We start from the raw sequence: 17,429 nt of genomic DNA on the forward strand, positions 1-17,429 counted from the left end.
AGATTGGAAATCAAGCGCGACCATTGGAAAAAATAAACCGACCCCGCCCCCGAGGTGATCGTCATGAAACGGTACGTCCGGTCCTTCTTCTCCCGATTGAGCGGCGTCATGCGTCAGACCACCATCCGGCAGCAAATCTTCGCCGGCACGTTCGTCGTGCTGTTGGTCTGCTGCATCGCGATGGGGTGGTCGATTTTCCGATCCCTCAGCGGCATGATCCAGGACAATACGAACCGAATGACGGAGCGAATCGTTATGCAGGCGGACGAGTCGGTCGAGCGGTTCCTCAATCAGGTGGAGATCGTCACGCTGCAGATCGCGATCGACCCTCGGATTCAGACGCTGCTCTCCGAGCTGAAGGCGCGCGAAGACGAAGGCGAGTCGCGCGTCGAGGTGGACGAGAAGATGACGGCGCGGCTCATCCTCGGAGAACTCCGCTTCTACGTGGCGTCCATCACGGCATTGGAATTGTACGCGGCCGACCGAGAAGTGATTTATCCCGTCGATCGAGGCCCGCTGGACGATCGAATCGAGAAGCGCTGGATCGACGAGGCGGATCGACGTCCCGGCGAGCTGATCTGGGTCGGCTCCGACCCCCTCAGCCCGAACGATCTGTTGGCCATTCGGCAAATCCGATTGGAGACGGACCGATACTTCAGCGGCGGCTACTTGGTCGTGCGCGTGAGCCGCGATTTAATCCCGTTTTTCTCCCCCGACTTCCCGAAGCTCGAGGACAGCGAGCTGTTCCTCTTCGACGCGGCGGGGAGGCTGATTACGACCACTCGAGTTCAAGAGGAGGAAGACGCGGCGGCGCTCTTCGGCGCCGAAGGACCCGTCGAATTCGCCGGGGAACGGTACGCCGCGGTGCGCGCGGTGTCGTCCTTAACGAATTGGGTGTTGGTCATGCTGACCCCGCTGCACAAAAACAACGAAGGCATCAGCCTCCTCCGTCAAGCGATCGTGCTCGGCAGCCTGATCAGCGCGGCGCTGCTGCTGTTGATGGCGACCGGGCTCTCGACGCTGATTACTTCGCCGGTGCGCAAGCTGGTTCGCACGATGCGGGGGCCGCACGAAGGGATTCCGAAGAAAAACCCCGCTTACTATTTCAATCGCGATATGAACGAGCTGATCCTCACGTACAACGACATGATCGATCGGATGAACGAGCTCGTCTCCACGGTATACGTGAAGGAGCTCATGCAGAGCCGGGCCGAGCTGCAGGCGCTGCAGGCGCAGATCAATCCGCATTTTTTGTATAACACGCTTGAGGCGTTCTACTGGCTGCTGAAGGAGAAAGGCGAGGACGAGCTGGCCTCGAAGCTGATCGGTTTGTCCCGCATGTTCCGGTACACCGTCTCCGACGCCGAGGGGACGGAGTGGGTCACGATCGCGGACGAGGTGCGGCATGCGGAACAGTACATGTCGCTTATCCTGCTGCGCTTCGCCGACCGGATCCGCTACGAGACGGAAGTCGATCCCGCGCTCTTGCACGTGCCGATCCCGAAGCTGGTCGTTCAGCCGCTCGTCGAGAACGCGATTTACCACGGAATCGAACCGGTTAACGGCTCCGGCACGGTAAAGCTCTCGGTACGCAAAGCCCCGGACGGAGACGGCGTGACGATTCGCGTGGAGGACGACGGCGGCGGGATGGACGAGCGCTTCTTGGAACGCGCGGCGGCGGCGCAGGCCAGGGCGGACGCCGAATCGCGAGAGGGCGGAGCGCGTCGGCGCGGCACCGGGATCGGGCTGTTGAATATTCATCGCAGACTTCGGCAGTATTACGGTCCGGCCGGCGGACTCTCGATCCGAAGCTCGCCGGAGCGAGGAACGACCGTGGAGATGACGATCCTGGAAAGGGGATAAGGACATGACGGAGCCGAACATCTTGATCGCCGAAGACGAAGCGTTGACCCGCAACGGGTTGAAGCGGCTGCTCGCCAAATCCAACGGCGGAGCGGCGAAGGTCGACGTCGCCGAAGACGGAGAGAGCGCTTGGCGGTTGATCCGGGAGGGCGGGACGGAATACGATCTCATCTTGGCCGATATCCGCATGCCGAAGCTGAACGGGCTCGAGCTGCTGAAGCGGCTGCGCGACGAAGGCATCGGATCGAGCGTCATCTTGTTGACCGGGTATGCGGACTTCGAGTACGCGCGAACCGCGCTGCGGCTCGGCGCGTCGAATTATCTCCTGAAGCCCGTCGACGAGGAGCAAATCATGCAGGCCGTGGACGAGGGACTTCGTTTCGCGGTCGAGCGCCGCCAGGCGGACGCGAACGCCCGGCTCATTCGCGACAACCCCGAGCTGTTCGACCGCGCGGCGGGCGCCATCCGCCATCCGATCGTTCGGAAGGCGCTGGAATATATCGCCGACCATCTCCATCTGCCGATCGGCATCAGGGAGGTGGCGGAGGCCGTACATCTGAACGCCAGTTACTTCAGCGAGTTGTTCAAGCAAGAAACGAACGCCTCCTTCAGCGATTATCTGATCGCTCTGCGGCTGCGCAAGGCCAAGGAGCTGCTGCTGACGACCGACCGGAAAATTTACGAGATCGCGGAGGAAACCGGCTACGGCAACGCGAGCTACTTCGTTAAGGTGTTTCGGGAGTCCGAAGGGATGACGCCCAAGCAATTCCGAGATCAATATTGAGTACGGCCCACGGAGGTGGGCCTTTTTTTTCTTTCATCGGCGATGACGCTCGGAAGGAACCGATGGGATGAACATTTTTCCCGATCGCAGTTGCATGACCGTCCGGACCGCCGTTGATACAATGAAAGCGCAAACAAGAAAAAAGAAACGAAAACTCGAGGGTCATGGAGGAATCGGGATGAACGGAAAAAGAAAAAAGGCGTCGTCGTTGGCGGCGCTGGCGATCGCCGTCGCCGTCGGATTGTCCGCTTGCAGCGGCGGGGGCGGCGGGACCGCCGGGACCGCCGGGACCGCCGGGAACGGCGACGGCGGTAACGCGGAGACGCCGCCGGGCGGCGCGAACGAAGGCGGATATACGGCTCCTTTCGCGAACGGGAAATACGAGCCTGCGATCGAGATGACGTCCATCGGCTGTACGCCGAACCTGGAGTATCCCGAGGGACAGAGCTTCGAGGACAACGTAGCGCTCGACTGGGCGCGCGAGAAGCTCGGCATCGACATTAAGTACCTCTGGCAGGCGCCGCACGAGAACGGAGGCTGCGAGCAGAAGCTGCGGCTGTCGCTGTCCGGCAACCAGAAGATGCCCGATGTGCTCCACGTGTGGGCGAACAGCGTCGAGAGCAGCAACCTGCTCGCGAACTTGATCGATTCCGGGCAGTTCCTGGACATCGGCGAAGCGTTCGAACAATACGCCTCCGACGACCTGAAGCGAATCATGGAAGAGAATCCGCAGGCGTGGCACATCGTCACGAAGGACAACAAGAAATACGGCGTGCCGCTCATGCAGCTTGCGCATAACAACGACAATATGCTGTACGTTCGCGAGGATTGGCTGCAGAAGCTTAATTTGAAGGCGCCGGCGACGATCGAAGAGCTGGAGACGGTCATGGACGCGTTCGTAAACGGGGACCCGGACGGCAACGGCAAGAAGGATACGCTCGGACTTGCGGTGACGCTCGAGGTGTTCAACAGCTGGATGGCCGACGCGAGCTGGATCTTCGGCGCGTACGGCGGGGCGCCGAACGTGTGGAGGGAAGCGGCGGACGGCTCGCTCGTCTACGGCTCGATTCAGCCGGAGACGAAGCTCGGCCTCGCGAAGCTGCGGGAGTGGATGGAGAAAGGGTATATCGATAAGGAAGCGCTGCTCCACAACGTCGACAAGGCGGGCTCGCTCGCGACGTCCGGCAAGGCCGGCATCTTCTCGGCGCCGTTCTGGGGCGCGCAGTGGCCGCTGGCCGATACGGCCAAGAACGTGCCGGAGGCGAAGTGGACGATGATCGGCCTGCCGACCGGACCCGACGGCAAGATCGGACATTACACGCTCGGCCTCGCGACGCATGCGTTCCTGATCAACAAGGACTACGCGCATCCCGACGCCGCGTTCCACTACCTGAACAAGCTGCTGGAGTTCGCGCTCGCGAAGCCGGGCACCGACATGGAGCATGGTTTCATGGAAGGCTACGACTACGCGATCGTCGACGGGAAGGTCACGAAGGATCCGGCGCAAATCCCGAATCACTTCGATGTCTACAAGGCGACGCTCATGCCGGAGCCGCCGAACGACCCGAAGCGAAACGTCGATTCCTTCACCCGACTAAGCCGGCTGAAGGAGGGCGAGGAACCGGCGAACTCGATCGACGCGGGCAACTGGGCGTGCTGCAAGGACATCGTGGGGAACGCGATCGACTCGTTCCAGTATATCGACAGCGCGTACCGCGACGCCTTCACGGGGGCGCCGACCGAGACGATGCGGACGAAGGGCGACTTCCTCTCCAAGATGGAGAAAGAAACGTTCTCGAACATCATCTACGGGCAGGAGCCGCTGGACGCCTTCGACAGCTTCGTCGAGAAGTGGAAGAGCTCGGGCGGCGAGCAGATCGCCCAAGAAGTCAACGCGTGGTACCAGTCGGTAAAATAAAGAACGGCCGCGGGGGACGGGGCGACCCGTCCCTTCGCGCTGTCCGAGGAGTGTGAAACCAGTGGCCGAGAAGAAGCCATGGAACTGGAAGCGCACCTGGCCGCTTCATCTCATGCTCGCGCCCGCCGTCGCGCTTGTCCTGATCTTTTCCTACTTGCCGATGGGCGGACTGGTGATGGCGTTCCAACATTACAAGCCCTGGTTGGGGTTCGGCGGTTCGCCATGGGCGGGGCTCGAACACTTCGAGCTGTTATTCGAACGGGAGGATAGCCTGCAGGTCATCCTGAACACGCTGATCATCTCGATTTCGAAGCTGACCGCGGGACTGTTGGCGCCGTTCCTGTTCGCGCTGCTGCTCAACGAGGTGCGGCACATGACCTACAAGCGCATCGTGCAGACGTTGGTGTATTTGCCCCATTTTCTATCGTGGGTCATCCTGGGCGGCATCTTGCTCGATATTTTGTCCCCCGGCGGCATCTTGAACCGGACCGTCTCGGCGATGCTCGGGATCGAGCCGATCTTCTTCCTCGGCGACGGGGACTGGTTCCGCGTCACGGTCGTCGTCACCGACGTATGGAAGGAATTCGGCTTCGGCACGATCGTGTTCTTGGCCGCGCTCGCGGGCGTCAACCCCTCGCTGTACGAGGCGGCGGAAATCGACGGCGCGGGACGCTGGAAGCAGACGCTGTACGTTACGATCCCGGCGATTCTGCCGATCGCGGTGCTGCTCGCCACGCTGTCGCTCGGCAACATCTTGAACGCGGGCTTCGACCAAATCTTTAACTTGTACAATCCCCTCGTCTACGACAAGGGCGACATCATCGATACGTACGTGTACCGCGTCGGCCTCTTGTCGGGCGACTTCAGCTTCGGGACGGCCGTCGGTCTGTTCAAGTCGTTCATCGGGCTGCTGTTGATCGCGATCTCTTACCGATTGGCGTACAAGTACGCCAATTACCGAATTTTCTAACCGCGGAGGTACCGTATGTATCATAAAAGCCCGGCGTACAAAGCGTTTTATCTATTCAACGCGATCTTGATCGGGGTCCTGTCCCTGTTGTGCGTGCTGCCGCTCATCCACATCCTGGCGGTGTCGTTCAGCGGGAAGGCGGCGGCCACCGCCAATCTCGTCGGCTTGTGGCCGGTGGATTTCAATACGGAGGCGTATCGGAAGACGTTCGGGAACGACAACTTCCTCACCTCGATCGGGGTGTCGGCGAAGCGGGTGTTCTTCGGTACCGTTCTCGGGATGTGCATCACGCTGATCACGGCGTATCCGCTGTCCAAGGGGAGCGAGACGTTCCGGGGGCGCGACGGATACATGTGGTTCTTATTGATTACGATGCTGTTCAGCGGCGGACTCGTGCCCATGTACGTGCTGATGTCGGAGCTCGGCCTGCTCGGCTCGTTCTGGTCGCTCATCCTGCCGGGGCTCGTGGCCGTGTTCAACATCGTCCTCTTGATGAACTTCTTCCGGAACGTGCCGAAGGAGTTGGAGGAATCCGCCTTCCTCGACGGCGCCGGGTATTCGGCGGCCCTGTTTCATATTTTCCTGCCGATCTCGATGCCGGCGATCGCGACGCTGTCGCTGTTCAACATCGTAGGGCACTGGAATTCCTGGTTCGACGGCATGATCTATATGAACGAGTCGTCGCAATGGCCGCTCGCCACCCTGCTCCAGGCGATCCTGGTGCAAGTGGACTTTACGAAGCTGTCCGCGAGTCCGAGCGATCTCGCGAATTTGTCGGACCGGACCGTGAAGGCGTCGCAAATTTTCATCGGTTCGCTGCCGGTGCTGGCGGTGTATCCGTTCCTTCAGAAGTACTTCGTCAAGGGCATCGTGCTGGGCGCCGTGAAGGAATAGGGCATTCCGATTCGGAAAAGGGGGTGACCGCGCCGCGGCGGCGGACACACGCGCACGAGACGAACTCTAACTCATGGAGGGATCGAAATTGAAGAGATGGGTACTTACGACGATGGCAAGCTTGTTGATCGCGGCGACGTGGGGCTCGGCGGCAGGAGCGAGCGCGGCGTCCGGCGCGGGGAATGCGACGCAGGAAACGCAAGTGGCCGGCAACCGGTCGGTCGACAGCCGCATGCAAGAAGCGATCGAGGCGTTCCTGAAGTCCGCCCCGCCGACGGAGGCTACCGTGCTGAACGTGAAGAGCGCGGCGTTCGGCGCGATCGGCGACGGCGTCGCCGACGACACGGCGGCCATCCAGAAGGCGCTGGATCAGGCGAGGGCGCAAGGGGGCGGGGTCGTCTATTTGCCGGAAGGCACGTATAAGACGTCCAAGAATTTGTACGTGTACTCGAAGACGAAGGTCACGGGGCACGCGGCCAAGGTGTCGAAGATCGATACGGACGACGGGTACGCGGTGTTCGAGATCGCCGCGGAGCAGCGCGAGGTCGTCATCGACGGGTTGTGGATCGACAATAACAAGTCGTCCGGCAACATCGGCGTAGACTTCCAGACGAACGTGTCGAAGGTATGGATCACGAACAACACGTTCACCGGCATCCACACCCAGTCCGTGAATATTAACGCCACCGGCGTCAAGCAGATTCAGGTCAGCGGCAATCATTTCGAAGAAGTCGCTTATGGGGTGCTTACGAACTTGCTGGCGACGGACGTCGCCGACGTGCGGGTCGTGAACAACCAGTTCATCAACATTCACGGCGACGCGATCGAGCTGAACCACCCCGGGGAAGCGTATGCGTCCGGCATGAACTTCGTCATCGCGGGCAACTACATGTCCGTCCCTCCGGGCTTCGGCGGCTCGGGCGGCGCCGGCTTCGGCATCGGCATCGCCGGCGCGACGCACGTCACGATCATGGGCAACGTCATCGAAAACGCCCGCTACGAGGCGATTCATATCGAAGACGAGGCGAAGCATATCACGATCGTAGGCAACGTCATCAACGGGGTGAAGGCCGAACCGGACTTCAACCTGAACTCAGGCGTGTACGTCATCGACGGCGACTATATCACCGTCTCCGGCAACGCGATTCGCGGCGCCGCCGATTACGGCGTGCACTTCGAGTACGCGCCGGACCGCGAGGCGACGCACGCCGTCGTCACCGGGAACACGATTACGGACGGCGGGCAGGGCGGCATTCGGATCGCGGGCTACACCGGCGAATCGAACATCGTCGTGTCGCAGAACATCGTCACCGACAACGAAGGCAACGGCATCGAGCTGGCCGGCGATCTGCGGAACGTGAAGGTGACCGACAACGTCGTCAAGAACAATACCGGGTACGGCTTGTTCCTGGAGCATTCCGGCCGCGGGTGGCATCTAGCGGGCAACGCGTTCTACGGGAACGGCGCGGGCGACATCGGCTTCGGATCGGGCTACGCGGTGCCGGTGCCGCTTCGCGACCAGACCGCTCTCATCGAAGAGACGGTATCCGTGGCGGAAGGCGACGAAGCGTCGCGGTACACGGCATGGCGGGATGCCTTCTCCCTCGGCTCCGGCGCGGAGGGCGTCCTCTACGTCACGGCCGTGCGGGACGGGAACCGCTCCACGAAAATGTACCGCCTCTCTTGGGACGGAACGACGCTCGCGACGACGCAAATCGCCCACGACGGACAGGGCGCGATCGAGGTCGATACGCCGAGCATGAACGGAAAGCGGCTGCAGGTTCGCTCGTACCATCTCGCCTCCGGAAACGTGTGGACGGAGGTCCAATTCGAAGGCATCATCATGCTGAAATAATCGGAAATCCAGCAACGCATAACCGATAGGCTCGAGGCCGCTGAGCGGCTTCGGGCCTTTTTTCTGCGGAGCCGTTCTGCCTAATTTTCATAAGTATATTGCAATGTTAGGTAGTGTGGGATATACTTGCTAACGAACTACTCAATAACATTGAGTAATCCATGTAGGGGGAAGCGCCTCTTGAATGCGGAAATGTTGAAAGGAACGATCGACCTTCTCATCCTGTCCGTCCTGACGGCGAAGGATAACTACGGGTACGAGATTTCGAAATCCATTAAGGAGCGCACGGAAGGGATGTTCGAAATTCAAGAGGCCACGCTGTATCTAGCCTTGAAGCGGCTGGAGAAGCAGGGCGCCGTGTCCGCCTATTGGGGAGACCAGAGCCACGGCGGGCGGCGGAAATACTATGCGCTGACCGAAGACGGCCGGGAAGCGCTGCGGCAATCGATCGCCGACTGGAAGAGGACGACCGAGATCGTGAATCGGTTTATTTGAAGAGGTGAAACGATGAAACATCTGGCGCGTAAAATTTTCAGTATGGGCGAAATCAAACATCCCTGGCTGCTGCTGCTCTCCGTCGCGATCTGCGTCGTCACGTTTACGATCGACGAACGGGTGAATCCCGGCGATCAGCTGTGGCTTTCCGTTTCGTATTTCGCCTCTTTCACGGCGGCCGCGGCCTGGGCGGCGGCGAATTACGTCGGACATCTGCGCATGAACCGCCTGTATCGAAGGCAGACCGACATCGGCGCGTATGTGGATCAGTTGGCGCTTAGCGCGGACGACCGGCAGGAGCTGCGGAACTATCTGGAGGATTTCGCGGCCGATCTGGAACGGCAAGGGAGACGCAAGGAGGACGCGGCGAAGGAGGCCATTACGCAGTTTAAGGTGACGGAATTGCTGTCGATGTCGAAGTATTCGAGTCCGTTCGAGACGCACGGGCACCATTATTTGCTCGGCCTCTCCGGCCTCACGCTGGCGGCGGCCGCCGTATTCGCGGTCATCGGTCACGCGCTGCCGGACCGGTCGTTGTTCGCGCTTATCGCGACGTCGGTCGCGGCCGTATACGGATGCTGCTTCCTCGCCTTGTTTTTCTTGTATAAAGTTATGGACAATGTCCTATATCGGAAAGTAAGAGATTATTTCGGCTAAGAGACGAAGGAGCGGGAGACGAACATGGAGCATTGGATCGCGGAAGTCATGGACGCTTACGGGTATATGGGTATTTTCTTATTGATCGCGTTGGAAAATTTGTTCCCGCCGATTCCCTCGGAGGTTATCTTGACGTTCGGCGGGTTTATGACGACGTCGACGGATCTGACGCCGGTCGGGGTGATCGCGTTCGCGACGGCCGGCTCCATCGCGGGCGCGATCATTCTTTACGGCATCGGGCGCATTTTGTCGGCGGAGCGGCTCGAGGCGATCGTCGTCAAGTACGGCAGGATGCTTCGCCTGAAGCCGGAGGATATTCGGAAGGCGGACGCCTGGTTCGATAAGCACGGGCCTTGGGCCGTGTTTTTCGGCAGACTCGTGCCGCTCGTCCGAAGCTTGATCTCGATTCCGGCGGGAAGCTCGGGCATGCGCTTCCTTCCGTTCCTGCTGCTGACGACGATCGGCTCGTTGATTTGGAATACGGCGCTCGTCTACGTGGGCGCCGCCGTCGGGGATTCATGGGAAACGATCGTCGGGTACATGGACGTATATTCGAATATCGTCTACGTCGCGTTGGCATTGGGCGCGGTCGCCGCGGCGGCCTGGTTCGTTCGCAAGCGGATCGTAAAGAAGGCGGATTAACAGGACCGGGACCGGGTCCGGGACCGTAAGGAGAAAGCTATGGGGAAGGCATCGAAGGAGGAACACGCGAGCGTATCCGCGCTCGTCGGCGAGCTCGCCGCGGCTACGCCGCCGGAAGGGCTGGAGATGGACGAGCTGTTCGAGCGCATCGGTCGGGAAGGGCTGTTGATCGCGGTCATGATCTTGACGGCGCCCTTCTTGCTGCCGGTGTCGATCCCGGGCATGAGCACGCCGTTCGGTACGCTCATTATTTTGATCTGCCTCAGCCTCGTCACCGGCGGGCCCTTGCGCTTGCCGCGCCGCCTCGGGCGGCTTCGCGTCAAGCAGAAGCATATGCGGGCGATCGCCGACAAGGCTGGCGCCCTCCTGCGGCGCTTGGAAGCGTGGGCGAAGCCGCGGTGGAGCGCCTTGACGGGGACGCGGACGCTTCGCGCGGCGCATGCGATCGGCATCGTCGCCGGCTCCGTCGGGATGATGCTCCCGCTGCCGATGCCGCTGTCGAACGCCATCCCGGCGTACGCGATCGTCTTCTTCGCGCTCGGGCTGCTCCGCCGCGACGGCGTGCTCGTCCTCGCCGGCTACGGGCTGCTGGCGGCGACGTTCCTGTACCTCGCCGTCGTGTACGCCGCGGCCTTCGCCGGCCTGCGCGCGCTCCTCGGCGGGTAGAAGGCGCGCGTTCCCCGTTGTCATGCAATCGCTCTCATGCTAAGATAAGGCTGACATGAGAGGCTGATTCCGATGAATAAATACGAAGCTGAGTTCAGCAATCTGGTGCGCGCGTTTCGCAAGCGGCATATGGGGAAGGGTCCCGGACACATCCGGACGACGTTCTGCAAGCAGTGGGCGATCTGCGAGATGGAAGGCAACCTGTCGCCGGTGGAGAAGTTCATCGCCGAGCACGACGAGGGGAAGCCGATGCTCCGCGCGGCCCGCACCGAGATGGTGAAGCAGCTGTACCGCAAGCATCCTCCCGTAGAGATGGAGACGTTCCTGGGCGCGAAGCTCGTGGACCTGTTCGTCGACATCGACATCGAGAAGGATTTCGGCATGTCCGTATTCGTGTTCGACGCGAATATCGAAGAGAAGTTCGGCAGAGGTTGAATCCGTAAGGTTGGCACTTGGCAGCGATCCTGCTCTAGACTAACCGCTCACGGCCGTTCCCAACCGGGATGGTTTCGTGCGCGGTTTTTGCGTTTTTCGGACTTTATTTAAGGAGGAGATCCATTCATGGGGAAGACGAAGCATGAAGGGCCGCAGAAGCTGCCGTTCGCGCCGGATCCGCGGCTGTGGGTCAGCCTGGTGCCGTTCGGACTCGGGAAGGTGAAGCCCGCGCATATTCGCGAGACGATGAAGGTCGCTTGGGAGAACCGGGACAATCTCGGGTACGCGGCGCGTATCTTGACGCAGGGCGTCTGCGACGGGTGCGCGCTCGGCGTGGCGGGATTGAAGGACCGGACGCTCGCGGGCCCGCATCTGTGCACGACGCGGCTGAATGTGCTGCGGCTGAACACGATGCCGGCGATCAAGCCGGACATCCTGCACCAGGACATCGACGAGCTGCGGAAGCTCGACAGCGCGGAGCTGCGCCGGCTGGGGCGCATTCCGTATCCGCTGCTGCGGCGCAAGGGGGAGCGGACGTTCTCCCGGGTGTCGTGGGACGAGGCGATGGATCGAATCGCGGCGAAGATGAAGCGCACGCACCCGAAGCAAACGGCGTTCTTCCTGACGGCGCGGGGCATCACGAACGAGGTGTATTACACCGCGGCGAAGGTCGCTAGGTTTCTCGGCGTGAACCACATCGACAACGCCTCGCGCATCTGCCACTCGCCGAGCAAGACGGCGCTGAAGCGATCGCTCGGCATCGGCGCGTCGAGCTGCAGCTACGCCGATTGGATCGGATCCGACGTCGTCGTGTTCTGGGGGTCGGTGGCGGCGAACAATCAGCCGGTGTCGACGAAGTATTTGTACGCGGCGAAGCGGCAGGGAACCAAGATCATCATGATTAACCCGTACCGCGAGCCTTCTATGGAACATTATTGGATCCCGTCGATCCCGGAGAGCGCCTTGTTCGGCACGAAGCTCGTCGACGACGTGTACCAAGTCAACATCGGCGGCGACATCGCGTTCATGAACGGCGTCATGAAGACGTGGTTCGAGATGGAGGCGGAGCGGCCGGGGTCGGCGATCGACCGCGCGTTCGTCGAGGCGCATACTTCCGGTCTCGAGGCGCTGCGGACGCATGTCGAGTCGCTCGATTGGCCGGCGCTGGAAGCGTCCGCGGGCATGACGCGCTCGCGCATGCGCGAATTCGCCGAGCTGCTGGCCCGGTCGCGCTCCGGCGTGTTCGTCTGGTCGATGGGACTGACGCAGCATCGGTTCGGCACCGACAACATCTCGCAGGTGGCGAATCTGGCGATGCTGCGCGGCTTCCTCGGTCGCAAGCGCTGCGGCGTCATGCCGATTCGCGGCCATTCCGGCGTGCAAGGGTCCGGGGAGATGGGGGCGGACCCGTTCTCGCTGCCGGGCGGCGAGTGGGACCCGGCGACGGTCGAGCGCATCGAGAAGCTTTGGGGCTTCCGGCTGCCGCGGTGGCAGGGCGACATCGTAGGCGTTTCCTTAGAAAACGCGGCCCTTCCCGACGACGACGCGCGGAAGCTGCGCATCTTCTACACGTCGGGCGGCAACTTCCTCGAGACGATGCCGGATCCGGACTTCGTGCGCCGCTGTCTCGAGAACGTCGACCTGCGGGTGCACCAGGATATCATCTTGAACACCTCCACCTTGGTCGACGCGCGCGAGGAGGTGATCGTGCTGCCGGCGATGACGCGTTACGAGCAGCCGGGCGGCGGGACGTCCACGTCGACGGAGCGGATGGTGTACTTCTCCCCGGAGATCGAAGGCCCGCGCATCGAGGAAGCGCGCGCCGAATGGCAGATCTACGCGGATCTGGCGCGCCGCGTGAAGCCGGAGGAAGCCGAGCGCGTCGCCTTCGCGTCGGCGGAGGCCATTCGGGCGGAGATCGCGCGCGCTAACCCGTCGTACGACGGTATTCAGCATCTGCGCCGCAAGGGCGACGTCTTCCAATGGGGCGGCGCGTGGCTGTGCGAGGGCGGCGTCTGCCCGACGGCCGACGGCCGGGGGCGTCTGCTGCCGATCGCGCTGCCCGAGACGCGGCGGGAGGAAGGCCGTTATTTCCTCACGACCCGTCGCGGCAAGCAGTTCAATTCGATGATCTATGGGGAGAAGGATCCGTTCAACGCCGCCGACCGCCGCGACGTGCTCCTCCATCCGTCCGACGCGGCGGCGCACGGCATCGCCGACGGCGACGGCGTCGTGCTGCATAACCGCTATGGCGTCTTCCACGGCCGGGCGAAGCTCGCCGACACGCGGCCGGGCAACCTCGCCGTCTATTGGCCGGAAGGCAACGCGCTGCTGCCGAAAGGCGTATACGAGCCGCATGCCGGCATTCCGGAATACAATACGACCGTCGCGTTGGAGAAGGCAGACGCTTATCACGCGGGGAAAGACGTGCGGTACGCGGAGAAGCGGATCGAAGACTTGGAGACGGAGGTGAGCTGAGCGGGATGGAAAACGGTGATATTCACGACGACGCCTCCGCCTGCGCGGACGCGAAAGCGGCGGAGCGGCGCGCCGTCGTTCGCTACGACGTCTCCGGCTTCCGCGAGACGGAGGATTGGATCGCGGTCGAACGGCCGCTGACGATCTGGCTCGACGGCGCGGAGTTCGCCACGATGGTGTGCACGCCGAGCGACCTGGAGGAGCTCGTGTACGGCTTCTTGGCGTCCGAGGGCATCGTCCGCCGGGCGGACGAGGTCGCGTCGCTCGCGATCGACCCCGTCTCCGGCTTCGCCCGCGTCCGGCTGCGCAACCCGCGCGCCGCCGGCAAGGACGCCGTCTCGAAGCGGTTCATCGGCTCCTGTTGCGGCAAGAGCCGACAATTTTACTTCGTGAACGACGCCCGCGCCGCGCGCACGTCGACCAGCGCCGTAACGCTGACCGTACGGCAGTGCGTCGACCGGCTGCGCGAGCTCGAGGACGCGTCGGAGACGTTCCGGCGGACGGGCGGCCTGCATAACGCGGCGTTGTGCTCGCCGGACCGGATGCTGTTCGCGAGATCCGATATCGGGCGCCACAACGCTCTCGATAAGCTGTACGGGCGCTGCCTGCTCGATCATCGCTCGACTCGGGACGGGATCGTCGCGTTCAGCGGCCGCCTCTCCTCCGAGGTCGTCCTGAAGGTCGCGAAGCTCGGCGCCGCCGTCGTCCTGTCGAAGTCGGCGCCGACGACGATCGCCGTCGAGCTCGCGCGCGACCTCGGCATAACGGCCGTCGGCTTCGTTCGCGGGGCGTCGCTGAACGTGTACTCGCACCCGCATCGAATTCGGGAATAAGAAGGCTCCCCCGCAACGAAGGAAAAGCCCTCCGCCGAAGGGCGAAGGGCTGAGGGCTGAGCGGCGAGAGGGTTACCCCAAATACTTTTGAATATCGCGCTCCAAGTCTTCCGGCTTGTCGGTGGATGCGTAGCGCGTAATGACGTTGCCTTGGCGATCGACGAGAAATTTCGTGAAGTTCCACTTGATCGACTTCGTGCCGAGAATGCCGGGCGCCTGCTTGGTCAAATACGTAAACAGCGGATGCGCGTCGTCGCCGTTCACGTCGACCTTCGCGAACAGCGGGAACGTCACGCCGAAGTTCGTTTCGCAGAAGCCGGCGATCGCCGCCTCGTCGCCCGGCTCTTGCCCGCCGAATTGGTTGCAAGGGAAGCCGAGAATTTCCAGGCCGTCGTCGCGGTATTTCTCGTAAAGCTCCTGAAAGCCCTTGTATTGCGGGGTGAAGCCGCATTCGCTGGCGGTGTTGACGATGAGCAGCACCTTGCCGCGATAGTCGGACATCGAGCGCTCTTCGCCTCGAATCGTTCTCGCGCTGAAATCGTAGACGGACATCGGGTCAACTTCCTTTCGCTCGCGCCGCAGCGCGATTGTTCCATAAATTGAACGTACCAAAGTCGTTCGGGAAACGCAACCGGACAAGGGGGCCTCTCGTATATGTTATCAAAAGGTTAGGAGGGCTCGACGATGTTGAAAAAATTGTTGAAGACGCTTCTCTCGTCCTCGCACAAGAAGCATCACGGACCGCACTACGGCGGGTATAAGAAATTTAGCAGCAGCGATCATTTCCACAAGCCGACGTACGGAGTTCCCCCGAAGCACAATCAATACGGCCACGGCTATTACAAGAAGAAGGGATACTCCAGCTACAGCAGTTAATTACTTCGCGGAGGCGCGGATCGCGGCGTCCAAGTCGTCCCGCATCTCTTCGGCAGAAGCATAGGGCTGTTCCGTCATGAGCGACCGGCGGAGCAGCCTTTTCGTTTCCGGGGCGAGACTAGACAGTTCTTCTTCCCAGGTGCGTTCCTCGCGGGTTTCCGGATATGAGCTGTATAGCAGAAAAAGAAGCAGATGCCCCATCGCGTAAAAATCGCTCGTCACGTCGATGCGCCGGCGGAGCTTCTTCTCCATCGGATCGTCGTCCAGAACGTCGTCCGGCACGGGATCCGGCGTACCGGGCCGCAGATCGCGGGCCAGTCCGAAATCGATCAAGTGCACGCGCTCGCCGTCGACGATGACGTTAGCGATCCGGATGTCGCGATGGACGATGCCCGCCGCATGGATATCCGCCACGACGTCGATCAGCCGCCGAAGAAGCAGCAACGCCTCCGCTTCGGTAAACGTATGTTCCTCTTCGAACAACAGCTTCTCGAGACTGAGGCCGGGCACGTATTCCATCGCGAAGCAGAACGCGCCGCGGTAGCGGAAGCGATCCAACAGACGCGGCACCGCGGGGTGGCGCAGCCGCTCCAGCATCGCGGTTTCCAGGCTGTACACCGCCTCCGTGCGGAGCGCGCCGCCGCGCAGCGGCTGAACGTGCTTCAGCACGCACGGCCGGTCTCCCGCGCGGCGGTCTCTGCACAAGTAGGCGAGGCCGTAGCTGCCTTCGCCGATCGGCTTAACGATCGTATACCGTCCCTTGACGACGGCGCCGGGCCGGAACCAGGACAGCACCCTGCGGCGCTTCCAGCCGTTCCATACCCGGGCGGCGGCGTGCTTCCACGTCGGCATGCTTCATCGCCCCTTTCTTTACAGTTTACCGGAGGAGCGGCACGGAATGCCAGAAGAACGGGTGCCGTCGGAAATAATTCCGGTAACGGAAGCAACGCATCGTCGGCGCGGCCGATATTAAGAAGAGGGACTTCGACGGCATACCGTCGAAGTCCCTCTTTTTTATTGAAGCGACTGAAGATTCTCTTTTTCTTCTTGCAGCTCGCTTTGCACCAGCTGCGAAGCGTTGGGGTTGCCGGCGGATTGGGCTTGGTCGACGGAGCGGGACGCCTTTTCCAAGGAATTCTGAGCCTGTTGGATCATCTGATCGTTCGGCTTCGATTGCGCCATCGCGACGGCGTTATGCAGATGGTCGAGCGACTGTTGGGCTTGCGACAGCGGATTTTGCGACTGCATGCTGTTGCCTTGGTTTTTCATCGGTGGATCTCCTCCATAGAATGAAATGTAGGGAGTCCCTTGAAGGAATTCCTTCTATAGTTTCTGTAAATAGCGCCCAATTATGCGACGCGCCTAGCGCCGACCGACCGAAAACGGCTCTCCGCCTCGAACGCTATGGCAATTCCGCCGATCGCAAGGCGAAGGAGGAGGAATGCGCGATGAACGAACCGAACAGAAACCCGAATCCGAATTCGATCGATGCAGGAGAGGAGCGGCTGCCGCCGGCGCCTCGCGGGCCGCATGCGCCGCATCGACAGAACCGAATCGAAGATGACCGCAGTTACTATATGTATCCGATGGAGGACTTCGGGCCGAGAAGAGAGACGCATGCGAAGCCGGCGCCTTGGTACAACCAGAGATGGGTGCTCGTCCTGGCGCTCATGATCGCCGTCGGCGCGATCGTCTTCGCGTTAACGAGCTTAACGCAAGAGGTGAGCGGCGTGAACGCGTCGATTCAGGAGCAGACGGCCGCGATCGAAGAGCAGACGGGCGCGCTCGAAGGCATCGGCCGAGCGGTGACCGACCTGAAGGAGGCGGTGGCCGTCGGCTTCGATCGGTTGATCGACGAAGTCCGGGCCGCCGCGGCGCGGATGGGCGGCGGATCGGCGTAAGCATAAAAATAACCTCCCCCGATCGAGCGTCAGGATGGTATTATCCCCTCATGGTAGACAGTGAAAAAAGAGTCCATGGTATCATGGATGAAACACTGTTGACCGGAGGGGATTTTTCTATGCCGCCAAAGAAAGGGCAGAAGCAAATCCAATACAATGAGG

At 61.6% G+C, this 17,429-nt stretch carries 18 protein-coding genes; 15 read left to right on the top strand and 3 right to left on the bottom strand.

Translation table 11 applies throughout. From position 1 onward, the window contains the following. The first annotated feature begins 63 nt into the window (after positions 1–63). From RIN49_RS22130 to fdhD, 13 genes are all read left to right on the top strand, one after another. The gene (locus tag RIN49_RS22130; RefSeq protein ID WP_309122326.1) at positions 64–1,863 is read left to right on the top strand and encodes a sensor histidine kinase; all 1,800 of its coding nucleotides are present in this window, start codon (positions 64–66) and stop codon (positions 1,861–1,863) included. Between the two features lie 4 nt (positions 1,864–1,867). Continuing rightward, the gene (locus tag RIN49_RS22135) at positions 1,868–2,647 is read left to right on the top strand and encodes a response regulator transcription factor (RefSeq protein WP_309122327.1); all 780 of its coding nucleotides are present in this window, start codon (positions 1,868–1,870) and stop codon (positions 2,645–2,647) included. A gap of 178 nt (positions 2,648–2,825) precedes the next feature. Then, on the top strand, positions 2,826–4,565 hold the full coding sequence (locus tag RIN49_RS22140) for an extracellular solute-binding protein (RefSeq protein ID WP_309122328.1): 1,740 nt from the start codon (positions 2,826–2,828) through the stop codon (positions 4,563–4,565). 61 nt (positions 4,566–4,626) lie between these two features. After that, positions 4,627–5,535: an ABC transporter permease gene (locus RIN49_RS22145; RefSeq protein ID WP_375295273.1), complete on the top strand. Its 909-nt coding sequence runs from the start codon at positions 4,627–4,629 to the stop codon at positions 5,533–5,535. 15 nt (positions 5,536–5,550) lie between these two features. Further along, positions 5,551–6,429, top strand: coding sequence for a carbohydrate ABC transporter permease (locus tag RIN49_RS22150; protein WP_309122329.1), 879 nt, complete (start codon positions 5,551–5,553; stop codon positions 6,427–6,429). Between the two features lie 88 nt (positions 6,430–6,517). Continuing rightward, positions 6,518–8,284, top strand: a complete 1,767-nt coding sequence (locus RIN49_RS22155) for a right-handed parallel beta-helix repeat-containing protein (protein WP_309122330.1) — start codon at positions 6,518–6,520, stop codon at positions 8,282–8,284. Between the two features lie 180 nt (positions 8,285–8,464). After that, the gene (locus tag RIN49_RS22160; protein WP_309122331.1) at positions 8,465–8,779 is read left to right on the top strand and encodes a PadR family transcriptional regulator; all 315 of its coding nucleotides are present in this window, start codon (positions 8,465–8,467) and stop codon (positions 8,777–8,779) included. Between the two features lie 12 nt (positions 8,780–8,791). Then, on the top strand, positions 8,792–9,436 hold the full coding sequence (locus RIN49_RS22165) for a hypothetical protein (protein WP_309122332.1): 645 nt from the start codon (positions 8,792–8,794) through the stop codon (positions 9,434–9,436). A gap of 24 nt (positions 9,437–9,460) precedes the next feature. Further along, positions 9,461–10,078: a DedA family protein gene (locus tag RIN49_RS22170; protein ID WP_309122333.1), complete on the top strand. Its 618-nt coding sequence runs from the start codon at positions 9,461–9,463 to the stop codon at positions 10,076–10,078. A 39-nt stretch (positions 10,079–10,117) separates the two neighbouring features. Beyond that, positions 10,118–10,744, top strand: a complete 627-nt coding sequence (locus RIN49_RS22175) for an exopolysaccharide biosynthesis protein (RefSeq protein WP_309122334.1) — start codon at positions 10,118–10,120, stop codon at positions 10,742–10,744. Positions 10,745–10,816: 72 nt separating this feature from the next. After that, the gene (locus RIN49_RS22180) at positions 10,817–11,179 is read left to right on the top strand and encodes a Na-translocating system protein MpsC family protein (RefSeq protein ID WP_309122335.1); all 363 of its coding nucleotides are present in this window, start codon (positions 10,817–10,819) and stop codon (positions 11,177–11,179) included. 126 nt (positions 11,180–11,305) lie between these two features. After that, positions 11,306–13,657, top strand: coding sequence for an FdhF/YdeP family oxidoreductase (locus tag RIN49_RS22185; protein ID WP_309122336.1), 2,352 nt, complete (start codon positions 11,306–11,308; stop codon positions 13,655–13,657). Between the two features lie 5 nt (positions 13,658–13,662). Next, positions 13,663–14,490 carry a formate dehydrogenase accessory sulfurtransferase FdhD gene (gene fdhD, locus RIN49_RS22190; protein WP_309122337.1) on the top strand — a complete coding sequence of 276 codons (828 nt, stop codon included), beginning with the start codon at positions 13,663–13,665 and terminating at the stop codon, positions 14,488–14,490. Between the two features lie 72 nt (positions 14,491–14,562). Here the strand turns inward: fdhD and RIN49_RS22195 are convergent, their stop codons facing one another. Beyond that, entirely contained in the window at positions 14,563–15,042 is a 480-nt protein-coding gene (locus RIN49_RS22195) for a glutathione peroxidase (RefSeq protein ID WP_309122338.1), read from the bottom strand. 132 nt (positions 15,043–15,174) lie between these two features. On the opposite strand from RIN49_RS22195, the gene RIN49_RS22200 reads away from it, so the two are divergent. Further along, on the top strand, positions 15,175–15,366 hold the full coding sequence (locus RIN49_RS22200; protein ID WP_309122339.1) for a hypothetical protein: 192 nt from the start codon (positions 15,175–15,177) through the stop codon (positions 15,364–15,366). On the opposite strand, the gene RIN49_RS22205 is transcribed toward RIN49_RS22200, so the two are convergent. Both RIN49_RS22205 and RIN49_RS22210 read right to left on the bottom strand, forming a co-directional pair. Next, the gene (locus RIN49_RS22205) at positions 15,367–16,218 is read right to left on the bottom strand and encodes a serine/threonine protein kinase (protein ID WP_309122340.1); all 852 of its coding nucleotides are present in this window, start codon (positions 16,216–16,218) and stop codon (positions 15,367–15,369) included. It abuts the gene before it with no gap. 162 nt (positions 16,219–16,380) lie between these two features. Beyond that, a complete protein-coding gene (locus RIN49_RS22210) occupies positions 16,381–16,635 on the bottom strand; it encodes a hypothetical protein (protein ID WP_309122341.1) in 255 nt (84 codons plus the stop codon). Between the two features lie 179 nt (positions 16,636–16,814). Here RIN49_RS22210 and RIN49_RS22215 point away from each other — a divergent pair, with 179 nt between their 5' ends. Next, complete coding sequence (locus RIN49_RS22215; RefSeq protein ID WP_309122342.1) at positions 16,815–17,267, top strand: hypothetical protein; 453 nt, start codon at positions 16,815–16,817, stop codon at positions 17,265–17,267. Positions 17,268–17,429 lie beyond the last annotated feature (162 nt).

The organism is Paenibacillus sp. (assembly GCF_031177825.1).
Lineage (GTDB): Bacteria > Bacillota > Bacilli > Paenibacillales > YIM-B00363 > Paenibacillus_AE.